A 16,223-nucleotide genomic window follows, 5' to 3' on the forward strand; every position below is an offset into this window, starting at 1 on the left:
AAATAAACCCGACACCCCCCACAAAAAACCCCCTCAAACTCCCCGCCCAAAAACAGCGCGTATTTGATATTTAGCGCGTTACTCATTCCGTTAAATTTATTGGCAGCTCGCCCATCATCGCCATTTACGAAGTTAAAGTTTGAGAAAAAGATTCCATTATAGCCTAGACTTAGCTCGTGATTACGCTTGACTATCCACACAAAATCCATATCAAGATTGCCATACAGAGCGGGCAAGTAGATTTTGCCCTCGCCCGGCAAGCCACCGATGCGGAAGCTCCCTGTGGGCGTGTTTAGGATATTGTAGCGAAGCCCACCCAAAAAGCTCGTTTTAAATCGTTCCCCCCACACTTTGTAGTATTTCACGCTAGCACCTAGCTGGGGTAAATGCCAATACTGCTCGGGGTAGTATTCATTCCCGCCTAGCCCGTATTTTGCTTTTGCGAGTTTCATCGCTAGCGGGGCTAGCACATCATAGCTTATGCCAAACTCTGGGCTTATATACCCGCCACTTTTATATTGATAAAATGTCCACCCACCGCGAAGCTCCCCACCGATACTCCACATAAGCGGGAATGTAGAGCCACTTGAGTTAGATTCTAGCTCAAATTGTATATGAGGCAGTGGGGATTGTGCTTTTAGCATAGGTATATCCACGCCACCGCGCAAGTTTGCCTTTAGATACCCCTCTCGCACTTGCCTTTTTTTGGTTTGTATAGGGATAAGCTTGAAATAAGTCGCACCTGTTTGGATAGCGTTTGTCTGGGCGATAGAAGTCGCCCCTAGCATTTGGGTAGTGATATGAGCGTATTCATAGGCGGCATATACCCCTACGATTCCTTTTTGCTTCAAGTCCTTTTGCACTCCCATAAGGATTCCTCCCGCCCACTCCGTAGCGTTTGTTATCCCCATATCTGCTAGAGAATTCACCGCATAAGGCACAAAAAACGCGATATGAGTTTTTTTGCTATCATAGGGGAGAAACTTCTCTTCTACTTTTGTTTGCCTTTTGCGATACCTGCTTGTGCTTCCTAGCTTGCGCATAGATGGCGCGTATCGCACTTGCCCTGTAAATTTATTTGTCTCAAACATCTCTCCACGCGCTTTAGCTGAAGTTTTGTCATAGCTTGAGGAGCGGAAGTTTTTCTTTAGCAAAGAGTCCATTATGTTTTGGAGCATTATAGACCGTCTAGCATAGCTAAGACTTAGTGTCCGCCACATAGATGAGCCATAGCTAGTGCTGACATCAGCACTTACAGTAAAGCCATCATTTCCTGCTCTATGTAGCTTCGTGCCTAGCCCTGCTCGCAAGGACTCAAAGGTTACTTTTCCTTGTCCTTTTCCACCAGATTTATCTAGGATTATGTTTTTATACTCATATTTTTCACTACTGCTAGTTACACCTTCGCCGATGTTTATGCGTATCGCGCCCTCTCCTACCGTGCCTAGAATGCTGATAGTGCCCTCCACTGCGATATGCTCATCAGTCCTGCCATTTCCATTCTTTTTTATTCCCGTGCCTGTGTTTCCATTTATCGTGTGCTTGCTCCACTCATTGCCATTGCTATCAAGCGTGAGGGTAGACTGATAGACATTTAGCGTGTTTATCGTGCCACTAGCACCACCTATGAAGTAGTTTCCTAGCAAGCTAGCATAGTCCCCGCTAAATTTATAATACCCCAAATTTAGCGTTTGGATAGAGCCGTTATTGGTTATTTGGCTGACAAAAGTAGAGCGAGTGCCTCCGTCATATCCACCATAGATAGCCATAGCTGCTGAAGTGATACTTGCTCCACTATTTATCGTTATCCCACCGATGATAGTGCCATCTGCCTCTCTGCGCCCTATCTGTGTCCCTGCGTGGACATCAAAGGCGATTTTCACACCAGCTCCATACACCGCATCAGAGCCCCAGCTTTGGTTGTTTATCGTGCCACTCACACTTATACTTCGTATCGTAGAAGCATTTGCAGTGTGATTTCCTAGAGTGTAGGGGAGCAATAATCCTGCATTAGAACTACCTGTGATAGCAAAATCCGTGTTTGGCGCAGATACAGAGCGAAACACGAGGTTATTACTTATGCTAGCAGTAACAGTGCCAGCACCCACGCTAAGAGGGTTATTCTCCCCACGGCCTAGATTGATAAGCATACTTTTATTATTGATAGCTGTTTGTAAATCCTGTGGGGCGAAGTCCCCTGTGCAGTCCAGATAATTTTGACTTCCATCGTACTTTTGTGTGCAAGTGCCAGCTATGGCTAGCTCTAGACTAGCACTGCCAAGCGCACTTGCTGTGATGAGTGATAGGGCTATCTTGCGGGAGGTTGGGGTGGTGTGTGGTTTTTTGTCGCTTGTGTGGGGGGTGTCATATTGTCTAGCAAGAGTAACAGTATTTGGCTTTTTAAAAGCCCCATCCCTTAGAGTAACCGTGTTTGGCTCTCTTAAAGCCCCCTCCCTTGCGGAGGGGGTTTGGGGGTGGGTATTTTTTTTACCAGCAGTTGCTGACTTTGCTTGAGAAGCGGAGGTAGGATTTACCCACCCCCTAGCCCCCTCCGCAAGGGAGAGGGAACTAACATTATGCCCACCCACATTGTCATATTGAGGTTTCGTAGAAACCGAAATATCTCTACTTAATTCTACTTGAGATACTTCGCTTCGCTCAGTATGACAAAGGGTTTTGTGGATTACTAAAGAAACTTCGCCCTGCTTGTTTTCTAAAGAAACTGCGCTTTGCTTGTTTTGCCACGATTCCACGCTTTTGCGCGGAATCTCGCAATGACGATTGGAGTGTGTGATTGCCACACCTAACTTTTGCCACGACTTCATCGCTGTGGCTTCCTTGTTTGCGGTTTTCATTTATGTCCTTTTTTGCTATTTGGGTTGGATAAAACATACAAGGTAAATTAAAGTAAATAAATGATAAATCAATATCCCTTAAGTCAAGCTGAATTATAAACAAAAAAAAAAAAAACGCGAAATTTTTACTTATTTTTCCTATTTAGCGCGGGTATTGTGGCATTATTTTGTGTGATTTGTGTATATATTTATGTGAGTTTTTGTTGATTTTTTCAATTTTTTTGATTTGATTTTCGCACTTATGTGTTAAATTTTTATTTATTTTTTGCTGATTTTGACTAGATTTTTGAAAGCTAGAATCCTTTGGTAAGTCAATCCAAATCTTTTAAATAAAATCCAAATCCAAAACAAAATAAATTCTAAATCATAGTAAAATTATGCGAAAAATACGCGGGATTATGCAAAATCAAGCAAAGCGACAAAGTAACAAAGCCAAATGCTTTAAAAACGACAAAAAGCAAATCTAGGATAAAGATAGGATAAATCAGTGAAATCAAAAAGCACAAAATCTCTAGCCACGCCACGCACTAATTCACGCAATAGCACTTGCTTGAGTGATGATAATCCCACCCCACGCACTCCCGCCACCACCACGATTGCCACCCCTGCCCAGCAAAATACACCAAACACGCTAGCCACGCTACGCACCCACGCCACACCATTTGCAAAAACCACCAAGCCCACCACACCAATCACACCCACCCTAGATTCTACCAAGCGAAATCTAGCCCGCCAAAAATGGCAGATTTTTAAGCGCAATAAGCGCGCGCTTATCTCGCTATATATTTTTGGCTTTCTTTGCTTCGTGTCTGTCTTTGCTCCCCTCATAGCCAATCACAAGCCAATCCTCATCTATCACAATCACTCATTTTACTTCCCGCTTTTTGCTTTCTACCCAGAGAGTGCGTTTGGAGGGGACTTTGAGAGTGAGCCAGACTACAATGACCCATTTGTCAAGGAGCTGCTAAAAGATAGCTTTGTGCTAAAGCCTCTTATCCCTTATTCTTATGATACGATTATTTTGGATTTGGATACCAACTCGCCCACGCCACCTGACTCTAAGCACCTGCTAGGGAGCGATGACCAAGCTAGAGATGTCGCTTCTAGGCTGATTTATGGGCTTGCTATCTCCATAGCATTTGGGCTAGTGCTAAGCGTGTTTTGCGTCATCATCGGCGTGAGTGTGGGCGGGGCTTGCGGGTATTATGGCGGGCTTGTGGGTTTGCTAGGGCAGAGGGGCATAGAGATATACTCTAGCGTGCCGATTCTATTTTTGCTAATCATTTTATCTAGCTTTATCGTGCCTAGCTTTTGGTGGATTTTGGCTATCGTGCTTGCATTTAGCTGGATAAGCCTCGTGGGTGTGGTTCGCGCGGAGTTCTTAAAGGCTAGAAATATGGAGTATGTCAAAGCTGCTAGGGCTTTGGGGCTAAGCAATGTAAGGATTATATTTCGCCACCTGCTACCAAACGCTATGGTGGCTACGATAACCTACATTCCTTTTATTATGGCGGGGAGTATCAGCACTTTGGTTACGCTTGATTTTTTGGGGTTTGGTATGCCTGTGGGAAGCCCATCTCTAGGCGAAATAATCGAGCAAGCCAAAAACAACCTCACCTCCCCACACCTCGCTATAAGCGGGTTTGTCGGTGTGGGAGTGCTACTATGTGTGCTTGTCTTTATCGGCGAGGGCGTGCGAGATGCGTTTGACCCGAGAATCAAAGAGAAATCATAAAAGTTAGCTAAAATCTCCCAAAAATCTTTAAACACGCTAACTTTAAAGAACCATAAAAATTCCCTCAAAAATTCCCCACAACCCCGCATAAATCCCTAAAAGTTCTCAAATCCATCACAACCCCTTATAAGTTTTCTCATCTCTTTTTGCTATTTTTATGATTTGTATGATATAAAACTCGCCATTTTCTACAATGCCGATTATGCGGTATTCTCCTAGTCGCCACCGATAGCGACTATCGCTAAAGCCTATCAAACGCTTTGCATTAGGGAGAGTGCAAGGGTTTTTTGCATTTGGTAAATCTTTACTCAAAAAATCATCGATTTTGATAAAAGCCTGCGGTGCTGACTTGGCTAGCTTGTGCAAAAACTTGGCAGGATTTTTATCGATAACTACCTTAGAACTCATCGCCATAATCTGCGCTGATTTCGCTTTTTAGCTCTTCTCTTAGCCGTGCTAGCTCTTTGGGTGTGAACTGCTTTTTTACCTTTTTTGCTAGCTCTGGCAAGCCAGACTTCTCATAAGGCACAAAATCATATTTTGGCTTTTTTAGGCTATCTCTTATTTTGTCGGTTAGAAAATCAATAAGTGCATTTGCATTGTTTGCTTGGGTTTGGAATTTTACGCGCTTTTTTTTGGCGGATTCTAGAGAGTTTAGTAGCTGACTTGTCGTCATATTGCTGTATTTGTCATAATCAATACCCGCGCTAGCTATGGTGGTGGCTTGCTTAGCCTTTGTCATACTTGCTCCTTTTGGATTGTGGGTTGGAGTAGACTTTGGGAGGAATTGTAGCACAAAAAACAAAATCCCTTATCTTGCTTTGGGCTATCTATCGCTCTACAATGCAAGGCTACATAATTCTACACAAATGCTACAAATCTCATTGTAGTGTATCTGTGGCAGAAGATTAAGCGGAAATCTTTTTAAGTATTTTAGACACCACTCCAAGCAAGCCAAAGCATAATTTGCTTTGTGTTTTAGATTTTGCTAGCCACAAACTCTTTATATTTACTTAAGTTCCCCCACCACCACTTTATTCATTGCTCCATTTTAGCACTCCACTGCCGCGTTGCACGATTTTTCTTGCGTCATCTAAAGTTTTGCATTGTAGTTTGCCACCATAGAGTTTGCAGATTTCATTAAGGTATTCAAAACTTTTTTCATTATCTTTGCTTTGCAGTGCCTCTTTGTAGCCATTAAAGGACATATCAAATCTTAGCACTCGCTCATAGTGTGTTTGCCTAATTTTCTTTTCTAAAAACTCTCTATCTGCTATGATTTGCGGTAGCATTTTTTGACAAAGTGCTTCTATTTCCTCATATCGCTTTTTGCTTATCTCTGCTTGGGCAAAGACGCCAAATAGCGTATCAAGCCCAAAATCTATACTCCTACACATTGCCACCACAGCGAGAGAGCCGATGATGATACTTAGCGTAGGTGCTACAAAAGAAGCGATAAATGGTGTGATAATCGCGCTTAATTGCGCCTCAAGTTTTGTCTCAAGTCCTACTATGCTTACGACAACGGCAGCAGAAAATAAGCCCTTTATTATAACTTTTAGGCATTCTTGGAAATTAGCAGTTTTGCCTGTGATATAGTCATATATGGCGTTATATATGGATTTTGCGGCACTTCGTAGCTTTGACCAAATTAGCTTTAGTTTCCCAGCAATCGATTTAAAGATTAGTCCCAAAATCCCCACGATTACATCGATTGCTCCAAATCCACCACCACGCACAAACGCGCCTTTTAGCTTTTGTATCACGGCATTTATTAGCCTTTTGATTCTCGTTTCTATACTGACGCTAGAGTCGCCACTCAAAGCGTCTTTGATTTCATATACTGCGCCATTTGCTAGTGTGCTAAGTGCTACCACTACCGCATCTGATAATCCAGCTTGAGCAATATGTCCTCCAGCTACTGCGCCTTGAGCGATAAAGGCAGTTGTGCGTGGATTTTCACATATTAGGCGATTTGCTACATTATTTGCTTCTAGCATTTCTAGTGCTTTTTGTGCTTTTGCTTTTTGTTGCTCATCTTTTGGATTTTCTATCATCTTTTTTAAATTTTCTTTATGCTTTTTGTAGTCATCAATGGGGCATTTTAGCGAATCGTTATTCTCCAAATATTTATCATTTAGCAAATCATTTGTATTTTGAATTACCTTTAATTGCTCTTTTTTGATGATATTGCCTTTGCTATCAATAGTTACGGTGTCGGTATTTGTGTGGTTTTTAAGCGATTTGCCTTTGCCTTCTCGCGTGTCGCTTTGGATAAGTGCTTGTATATCAGGCGAGTTAAAGTCCATATTTTTGACTTCATCGCCATAATTTGCCATTATAAATTCAAATTTTGCCTTATCTTTTGGGTTTAGGCTTTCGATTTTTTTACTACTTTTTTGTAGGTTTTGTGCTTTTTGAATCTCAAAAAGCGTATCGGTAGTATAGGTTTTCTCTCCATTATCCAAAAGCGCACTTTTTATATTTGACACACCAATATCTAGTTCCTCAAAATACTGCCCAAAGGCTTGTGGATTGTTTTTATGCTGATTATACACGCGCATAGATTCATTGCTCGTTTTCACACTAGCGCCATAAGCCTCATAAGTATTTAGACTAAAAATATTTAGCCCAAATCTCGCCAAAGTTTGCGTCCCTATCTCATCGGTAATCTCTTTTATGATTCCCTCATATTGTAATGTTGCTGACATTTTTCCTCTCCTTTTTGTTTTTTTGCTTGAATCAAGGGCGTTTGTATGCCCTTGATTACTTTGGCTTAGCTACTTTTCACCAAATTTTGCTTCTAATTCGTCCATTAGCTCTTTGGTTTTCTTTTTGTGTTTGATAATATCTTTGGTTATCGGGTCATCATCAAACAAAATGGGCGCGTTTATGATAGTTTGCGTTGTTTCCGCAAGTTGAATCATATCTTTAACGCTTTCTTGCTCATCTTTGCTCCATTTTGCTACATCATCGCCTTTGCTTTTGTAGATATTTTCCACCAGATACATTGCTTCGCCAAAAGATTTATCAATCTTACTCAATGAGACTTTGCTTTCATTTGCCCTATCATCTATTTGCACCCAAAGCAATCTTTCAGCATTTATACTTTCACAAATTGCTTCAACCGCGCTATGGTAGCTCATCGCATCATATTTGTTGCTCTCTGCAGATTTTGCCCACACTAGCGTGGCTACTGCGATGACAGGTGCAGCCACTATACCACCAAGCACAGCAGTCCCGCCAGCCATACCCAAGCCACCAGCAGCCAAAGAGCCACCACCTAGCCAAGCCAAAGTTGCATTTGTCGCAGCTACTCCACTAAGTGCGCTTATCGCTGTGCCTGTGGAGGCACTAGCTAATAAGCCCACCGCACCATACGCGCCAAATCCAGCCATAGCCCCAGCTACTCCACCACCTACGAATCCCCCTAGTGCAATTTCTAAATCTGTGATTTTTTGCCTAGATTCTTGCAAGGCTTTCAAATCCAGTCCTTGAAAAACCTCACCCAAATCATTTTGCTTGCTAAGATTTAGTTTGTCTAAAAGTTTAAAATATCGCGGGAAAGTTTCTGTTATCACAGATTTTTTAAGCTCTCCAAACTCGGCAAAAACTTCCTCTGCCATTCCTTTGCACCTCTTATATGTGCGCTCGCTTGATTCGTATTCCTCTTTGGCTATCTCGTGCCAATATTTTGCATCTTTTGTGTCTTGATATGCGTCATATCCCTTTTTCGCTGCAAATGCAGCACTGCCAACTGCGGCAAGCCCTGCTAATACAGGTATCAATGGTATTGCCATTTTTTACTCCTTTTTTTAAATTTTCATTCTAAAACTCTCATCAATGCCTAACTTTTCTTGCAAAATATTGCAACATTCGGCATTTAGCCTATAAAACGCGCCCTTAGAATAAATGCTTGAAAAATATTTCTCAAACATTTCATCTACCCTGCATATTGTGGGGCGATTCGCATAGATTTTGCACTCTTTTGTGCCTAAATCCAAATGCTTACACACCCCATTGCCTTTATCACAATCTCTCAATTCCGCAATATGCGCGATATTTTGACAACACGCGCCACATTTCGTGCAATTAAAAGATTTGCCTAAATCATTTTTCTTATCCACCGCACCTCCCAAATCCTAAATCAATGTATCTCCCAAACATCATATTTTTCATTGACAAGACATTTGGATTTCTTATCCTATCCCCCCCCCTGAATAAATAGTAAATAGATTTTCTTTTGAGTGCTAGTTCTGTGCTAAGATACAAAATTTATCTAAGAGATAAAACTACACTCCCCAAAATCTCCCAAAACACAGGACACAAATGCTACAAGTGAAAAATCTAAACGCCTCTTTTGGCGAGTTTGCGCTAAAAAATATTAGCTTCTCTCTAGCCCATAGAGAGCGACTAGGGATACTTGGCGAGTCAGGCAGTGGCAAAAGCCTGCTATCTCAAGTCATACTAGGGCTAGCCACTCCTAGTAAGCTAAGCGGGGAAATCCTATTTGAAAATCGCGTGATTTTAGGCGATTTGCGCGGGACAAAAGCGACTAGCACCGCAAATAATCCCGTAACCAATCCTGCAACTAACATCGCGCAATCAAGCTATGCCAAAGACTTGCCACACTTGAGAGGGCGACACATAGCCTATATCCCCCAATCCCCCCTAAACGCGCTAAACCCCCTACACACGATACAAAAGCAGATTGGCGAAATGTTTGCCATACACAAAGAGTATGCCAAATCCGCAAAAGAGCGCGAAACCCTCATAGATGAAGCACTCCACAAAGTGGGGCTACCAAAGCAGCTAAAGTCCCGCTTCCCACACGAGCTAAGCGGGGGGCAAAGACAGCGTGCGCTAATCGCTATGATGAGCGTGCTACGACCAAAGGTGCTTATCTGTGATGAGCCTACCACCGCGCTAGATGCGAGCTTGCAGAGGCAGATTTTGGACTTGCTTTTGGGATTTAGTGAGGTGGGGCTAGTGATGATTAGCCACGATTGGGGTGTGATGAGGCATTGTGTGGAGAATCTAATCGTAATGAAAGATGGGCAAATCGTGCAAAAAGGCAAAATCAATGAGATAATGAAAAATGTAGCTCGCAAAAATCTGCGACAAAGCACAGTGCAAAATATGGTAGCAAAAAATACAAAAAATGAAGCACACTCACAAAATCTAGCGACTAATCAAAATCTAGCTAGCCAAAATCCAAGCAAAAATCAAAACCCGCACCAAAACCACGCCTACACCGAGCTACTACTAGAATCCCTGCATTTGCCGAGAAATACGCACACACCGAGCGCAGAGCAGATACTGACACTGCGAGGGGTAGGCATAAGCTATGAGAAAAAGTCGTTTTTTTCGCGCAAAAGCTCTACGCAGGCATTACGCGGGGTGGATTTGGTGTTGCATAGTGGCGAGTGCTTGGGCGTGATAGGGGAGAGCGGAAGTGGGAAATCTAGCCTTGCGCTAGGGATTTTGGGGCTGATAGAGCATAGTGGCGAAATCGCACTAAAATCATCGCTTGGTAAATCTAGTGCGACAAACGAGACAAGCACACCGAGCGTGGCAAGCACGGCGAATTTGCCAAGCACAGCAAACGCGACAAGCGCGTTAAATATGTCAAATGTCAGCGCACAGATTTTGCCTCCCAAAAAGCGAGATAAGCACTTCACACAATGCGTCCAAATCGTTTTCCAAGACGCCCTAAGTGCGCTAAATCCTAGATTTTGCGTGTTTGAGATTTTGCTAGAGGCACTAGAGGATTTGCCAAAAAGTGTTAGCAAAGGAAGCGCGGACAAAGAGCAAGCCAAAAGTGCAAAGCTAGCAAAAATCACAGAGCTACTAAAAAGCGTGGGGCTTAGCCCTAGCTTTCTCTATCGCTATCCAGAGAGCCTTAGCGGGGGGCAAGCACAGCGTGTGTGTATCGCACGCGCACTTGCAAAAAATCCAAAGATTTTGCTGCTAGATGAGCCTACAAGTGCGCTTGATAAAAGCGCGCAAAAAGAGATTTTGGAGCTACTTTTGGAGCTACAAAAAACTCTAGGGCTTAGCTATATATTTATAAGCCACGATTTGGCTGTGATAGAGGCTATGTGCCATAGTGTCATCGTGCTAGCTGATTTAAGCAAAGTGCTAGAATCTAGCCAAAATAGCCTTGATAATGGCGTGGCAAAAAGTAGCGCAGATAGAAGTAGTGTGGATAGAAATCGCGAGACTAGCCAAGCGCAAAGTAGCGCAAAAAGTGTCGTGGCTATGGGCGGAGTAGTCATAGAAAGTGGGAGGGTAGATGAGGTGTTTGCCCACCCAAAGCACACATACACAAAGTCCCTTTTGCAAGCCCAGCTATAAATCCACTATCAAATCTCGCCGTGAAATCCGCACCATAAAAATCTAAAAATTTGCCCTCAAACCTGCGTTACAAAACTTGCTACAAAATCTATTATTGAGATTTGCCCTTAAAATCTGTCATTTGAATTTTGCTGTGAAAAGTTGCTATGAAATCCGCTTATGCAAAAAGCATTACAAGATTTTTGATTTTAAGCAGATTTTTTCATAGCGATATTAGAGTTTTCTAGCCCAAAAGTAAATCAAGCACAAACAAAATAAGCCAAAATCACCCGCCAAAAGCGACAAAAATCAACGCAAATTTTGCCAAAAATCACAAAAATAAAAATCCACACATTCTGCAAATATCCTTATCTATGCTTGTTTGAGTAATTCTCACTATATGAAATATTTTAAGAATGATAACATTCTTAAATTTGCACGATATTTTTGTGAAAATGGAGTATCATTTCGGTTGTGCTTCTCACAATAAAAACTAGGAGTTTGTATGATGAAACCACTACAATCCTTACAAAATGCTTCCAAAAACTGCCCACAAAATCCTAAAAATTCTAGTAAAACATTTTGCAAATTATTTAGTGCTAGCATTTTTAGCGCGATTTTTTGCACTTCATTTGTTGCCACCATTTCAGCTACCACTCCCGATGCAGATTCTCTCAAAGTAGATTCTTTTATCCCCCCCCCCCCACAGATACAATCCTTACCAGCCCACTCACATAGAAGAAAAAGTGCTAGATAAAGTCATAGTGCACGGTTACAAAGAGAGAGACTACAACTCAAGTGCGGGCAAAGTCGATAGGAGAATGCTAGAGTCTGCCCCTAGCGGAAATGGCGATATAGTCTCCGCGCTAAAAGTCCTGCCAAATATCCAAAGCAATAGTGCTTCTAGCACTTCAAAAACTCCCGGTGAGATTAGCCCTGCAAATCTTTCTATAAGTGGCGGACTACCCTATCAAAACAATTTTTTGCTAGACGGATTTGAGATAAATAATGACATAGACCCCGCAGGCTCAAGCTCCAATACACAACCTAGACAAAGAAGCGCACTCTCTCAAGGGCTAAATGTCGATACAAGCCTGCTAGAATCTATCCAAGTGCTAGATAGCAATGTAAGTGCTGCTTATGGTAGGTTTAGCGGTGGGGTGGTGGAGGCAAATATCCGCAAACCCCGCACAGACAAAGGAATCACAAAAGGTTGGCACGCAAATCTATCTTGGGCTTATACTTCAAGCGCGATGACAAAATATTATGAGCTAAAATCTAGCGCGTTAGCCGAGCTAGGAAGTTCAAGCAACGAAAACTATCAACCAAATTTTTACAAACACCTTGTGAGAGCAAGTTTGGAGGGATATATAACCAAAAATCTAGGACTAATCGCTAGCTACTCTACCGTGCGCTCGATTATCCCACTTCAAAGTTATAGCAACGGCACGAGCGAGCAAAAGCAAGACCAAAAACGCATAAGTGATAACTACTACTTCAAGCTAAACTACAACCCCACACAAAATCTCACACTAGAATATAGCTTTGGCTTTATGCCACAGGATAATACCTACTTCACACCAAATTTTAAAAATTCTCGCTACACGATGAGGCAGGGCGGAATCCAAAGCGGACTAAAAGCCTTGTATCAAACAAATATCGGGCTATGGAGCAACACACTTAGCTACTCTAGGCTAGAAAATTCTAGGCTTAGTGATGCAAACTACTACACGATGATAAATGGCAGTGAGGGACAATACGGCTCGGTAAAACAAACACAAAACAATATCAATCTAAAAACAGAATTTTCTTTTTCTCCACTTACGCTAAAAATCTTTACCCAAAACTTTTCCACAGGCTTAGAACTAATCTACCAAGACGCCACAAGAAATAGAATACAAGATTCTTATATGTATATTTATGGAGGCACACCACAAGCTATTCCCGTAGGCTCTTCGTGGAATGGCTTACCTGATAGCTTTGGCTTTATCTCGGCAAATGCTACGCAGTTTTATCACACGATGGGGATTATCAAAGCGGGTAAAACTAGCTTTGATACTTTCACTTATGGAATCTATGCAGAAGATGATATGAGCTTTGATTTTGGTAGAGGAGGAGAGATAAAGGCGAGATTTGGCTTAAGGCTTGATGGGGACAACTATATGAGCAAGCACAAACTCGCACCTAGATTTTCACTTAGCTACGCTACACCCGCACAAAAGGAGTGGCAAAGCACCCTCACATTTGGGGCTAATCGCTACTATTCGCGCAATTTACTTGCGTATAGATTTTATTCAGACGCACTAAACAATCGCAGAGCGTATTATCGTTGCGCTGTCAATGACGCTTGGATAGAGCTAGGCTCTAGCACGCCAAGCTGCAACAACGGCTTAAATTATGCCACTATTAGCAATGGAGTTGTAAAAACGGGCAATAGATTGCGTGATTTGGAAGTGCCTTATGATGATGAGCTAATGGGTGGCATAAACCAAAATCTAGGAATCTTTAGCGTTAGGTTTAAATACATTCACAGAGAGGGCAAAAACCAAATCACCACTTCTTCGCTTGCTAGCACGAGTGAGTATTGGGGAAGCACTTATATGTGGGGAAATGACGGGGCAAGCAAAAGCGATATTATCAGCTTTATATTGCAAAACACTACGCCTTTGCTCACTTGGGGAGTAAAGCATTTTTACCTTTTTGCACTTGATTGGAACAACACTAAGCGCAATTTCAACACTCACAGCGCGGACTATGATTTGGGTGATAATATCGTATATAACGGCGTTTTTACCACTTATGAGAATATGCCTGCTCAAAAGTATAATCAACCAATAACGCTAAAACTTAGCACCACGCATACGCTTAGCATATCTCGCACAAAATGGCTGTGGAATAACTTTTTTAGCTGGCGTGGGAAGTATCAAAGAATCGTGCTAGATAGATTAAGCGCAGGCACTTGCAGTGCTACTAATACAAATGGGTGCTACCACTTTAGTGATAAAACACTTGGAAATATATTTAATTGGGATATGAGGCTAGGGCTTGAAGTAGATTTATACAAAGGGCAGACACTATATGTGAATTTTGATATTTACAATGTCTTGAATAGCAAAAATCTAGTAACGCTAAGTGGCGAAGATGGCGTGCTACTCTATGGCGTGCCTAGCAATGCAGCCGTGCTAGGATACTCTCTTGGCAGGCAGTTTTGGACACAAGTGGGGTATAAGTTTTAGCCACTGCTTTTATAATCAAGCTAATGCCACAAAATCACAGCAACAAAACAACAACAAAAAGGAGAGCAAATGAAAAAGTCCGCACTAAAGTTTCTAAGCAATCTCACACAAAATCTAGCACAAAGAATTAAGCACAGCACACTAGTCAAACTATCCTGCATAGCACTTGGGCTAGGTGTGCTTGCCCTCACTATGCAGGGCAATGCTAAAGGAAATCTAGCCAAATATCGCCTAGCTTATGCAAAGCCTATCAGCCAATGGAGCAAGCCCACACTAGATAAAAGTGTGCTAGATGAGTGGGAGGAGTTTGCCCCCCTGCCACTTCACGCGCCATTTCCTGCGGACAATCCCTACTCCAATGCCAAAAAAAATCTAGGCGAGAAGCTATTTAACGACACAAGATTATCAAAAAGCGGGCAGTTCTCTTGCGCTAGCTGTCATCACAAAGAGCTAGGCTTTGGCGATGGACTTCCCAACTCTTATGGACACGATGGACAAGTAGGACGCAGAAATGCACCAAACATACAGATGAGCGGGTTTTTCCCACTGCTGTTTTGGGACGGCAGAGCGCAAGGGCTAGAAGCCCAAGTCATACTGCCATTAAGCGACCCTGTGGAAATGGCAAACACCACACAAAACGCCACAAAATCCATACAAAAAGCACAAGAATACTACGCACTATTTGTAGCTGCATTTGGCGATGATGAGAGCAAAAAGCTATGGGCAAAGCACTATCCGCAAGTCTTTAGGCAAGCTATGGGCGAGGAGTATGAAATCTTTGTAAGGGAGCATTTGCAAGAGGATTTTGGTAAGGATTTTGACAAAGGCGGATTTGATAAGCTAGATTTCGCAAAATCTAGCTTAAAACCTAGCCTAGATTCTGGTGTGCTTACAAAAGATTCTAGCACACCTAAAAAAGACTCCACCCAAGCAATGCCAAAGACGACAAAACAAGGCAAGCAAATGCCAAAAAGCGCAGATGACACACATAGCAAGCTATCTTCCCTCCCACCGCTTAAGCGCGAGGAAGTCAAATCCCAAGCAAGCGCGGTTTTTGGCAACAAAGCATTTCACACACTGCTAAAAGACACGCTACCAAAAAACACGCAAGCAAAGCAAGCCTCCGCTACTACAAACCCCCTGCCAAAAAGCGAGATAGTCAAAGCAAAAAAGCTAATCACCATAGAAAATATCACAAAAGCTATCGCTACTTATGAGCGCACGCTAGTCCCACAAAACACGCGGTTTAATCGCTTCCTAAAAGGCGAGTATAGCATTTTGAGTGATAAAGAGCTTTTCGGGCTAGATGTGTTTCGCAACAAGGGCGAGTGTATGAACTGCCACTACGGCGCAATCCTAAGCGATAAAAAGTTTCACAATATCGGTGTGGCATTTTATGGACGAGGTTTGCAGGATTTGGGGCGATATGAGGTAAGCAAAAATCCTAGCGATTCTGGGAAGTTTCGCACGCCAAGCCTTATCAATGTCGGCAAAAGCGCACCCTATCTGCATAATGGAATCTCGCCAAATCTAGTCGGGCTTATCCACCTCTATGACGCGGCATTTCCTTTTTCTGATACGAAGCGATTTTCTATCGGCTATGATACAAGCACAGATACACTCGCACCCAAGCTAGACCCACTTATACGCGAGCTAAACTTAAGCATAGAGGAGATAGAAGCACTAGAAGCGTTTTTGCTAACGCTTTGATAAAAAGTCGCCAAACCAAGCATAAGCAAAAATAGCAAAAAATAGTGCGACACAAAGGGGGAGGGTGCAAAATTTAGATTTTGGATAAATCTAAAGATTCAAGTAAAAAGCGTAAAAATAAGTAAATTTTGCTATTTATGGTGCTAAAATATTGCCAAATCTGCTAAATATTTGGGCAAATCCAAAAAAGCAAAACCCAAAAATCAAAAAGCAACTTTAAAAAGCTAAAGGGGAAAGGTAATAAAGGCAATGAGAGCAGAGATAGCAAAGTCTTTTTACAAATTATGCACTATCACTCTAGTATTTGTCGCTTTGGCCAGCACAGAGCTACTAGCCAAAAAGCAATCATCT

The 16,223-nt window shown here is 42.3% G+C and carries 11 protein-coding genes; 5 read left to right on the forward strand and 6 right to left on the reverse strand.

From position 1 onward, the window contains the following. Positions 1–2,855, reverse strand: a 2,855-nt coding sequence (locus CQA40_RS10125; RefSeq protein ID WP_147290205.1) for a hypothetical protein, incomplete at its 3' end; no start/stop codon positions are given. A gap of 691 nt (positions 2,856–3,546) precedes the next feature. Here CQA40_RS10125 and CQA40_RS10130 point away from each other — a divergent pair. Beyond that, the gene (locus CQA40_RS10130) at positions 3,547–4,590 is read left to right on the forward strand and encodes an ABC transporter permease (protein ID WP_115520730.1); all 1,044 of its coding nucleotides are present in this window, start codon (positions 3,547–3,549) and stop codon (positions 4,588–4,590) included. Positions 4,591–4,704: 114 nt separating this feature from the next. Here the strand turns inward: CQA40_RS10130 and CQA40_RS10135 are convergent, their stop codons facing one another. The 5 genes from CQA40_RS10135 to CQA40_RS10155 form a co-directional block, all read right to left on the reverse strand. Continuing rightward, a complete protein-coding gene (locus CQA40_RS10135) occupies positions 4,705–4,998 on the reverse strand; it encodes a type II toxin-antitoxin system RelE/ParE family toxin (protein WP_115520721.1) in 294 nt (97 codons plus the stop codon). After that, positions 4,988–5,332 carry a hypothetical protein gene (locus CQA40_RS10140; protein ID WP_115520722.1) on the reverse strand — a complete coding sequence of 115 codons (345 nt, stop codon included), beginning with the start codon at positions 5,330–5,332 and terminating at the stop codon, positions 4,988–4,990. The genes CQA40_RS10135 and CQA40_RS10140 overlap by 11 nt, the downstream gene beginning before the upstream one ends. 292 nt (positions 5,333–5,624) lie before the next feature. Next, positions 5,625–7,301: a hypothetical protein gene (locus CQA40_RS10145; protein ID WP_115520723.1), complete on the reverse strand. Its 1,677-nt coding sequence runs from the start codon at positions 7,299–7,301 to the stop codon at positions 5,625–5,627. A 69-nt stretch (positions 7,302–7,370) separates the two neighbouring features. Continuing rightward, on the reverse strand, positions 7,371–8,390 hold the full coding sequence (locus CQA40_RS10150; protein WP_115520724.1) for a hypothetical protein: 1,020 nt from the start codon (positions 8,388–8,390) through the stop codon (positions 7,371–7,373). A 15-nt stretch (positions 8,391–8,405) separates the two neighbouring features. Next, positions 8,406–8,717: a YkgJ family cysteine cluster protein gene (locus CQA40_RS10155; RefSeq protein WP_115520725.1), complete on the reverse strand. Its 312-nt coding sequence runs from the start codon at positions 8,715–8,717 to the stop codon at positions 8,406–8,408. Between the two features lie 202 nt (positions 8,718–8,919). On the opposite strand from CQA40_RS10155, the gene CQA40_RS10160 reads away from it, so the two are divergent. From CQA40_RS10160 to CQA40_RS10175, 4 genes are all read left to right on the forward strand, one after another. Beyond that, positions 8,920–10,947, forward strand: coding sequence for an ABC transporter ATP-binding protein (locus tag CQA40_RS10160; RefSeq protein ID WP_115520726.1), 2,028 nt, complete (start codon positions 8,920–8,922; stop codon positions 10,945–10,947). Between the two features lie 484 nt (positions 10,948–11,431). Then, positions 11,432–11,683 carry a hypothetical protein gene (locus CQA40_RS10165; RefSeq protein WP_115520727.1) on the forward strand — a complete coding sequence of 84 codons (252 nt, stop codon included), beginning with the start codon at positions 11,432–11,434 and terminating at the stop codon, positions 11,681–11,683. Continuing rightward, on the forward strand, positions 11,673–14,162 hold the full coding sequence (locus tag CQA40_RS10170; protein WP_115520728.1) for a TonB-dependent receptor: 2,490 nt from the start codon (positions 11,673–11,675) through the stop codon (positions 14,160–14,162). Before CQA40_RS10165 ends, CQA40_RS10170 begins: the two co-directional genes overlap by 11 nt. Positions 14,163–14,231: 69 nt before the next feature. After that, positions 14,232–15,872 (forward strand): cytochrome-c peroxidase, encoded by a 1,641-nt coding sequence (locus CQA40_RS10175; protein WP_115520729.1) that lies wholly within the window; start codon positions 14,232–14,234, stop codon positions 15,870–15,872. Positions 15,873–16,223: the final 351 nt, after the last annotated feature.

It is taken from the genome of Helicobacter sp. MIT 01-3238, assembly GCF_003364135.1.
Lineage (GTDB): Bacteria > Campylobacterota > Campylobacteria > Campylobacterales > Helicobacteraceae > Helicobacter_B.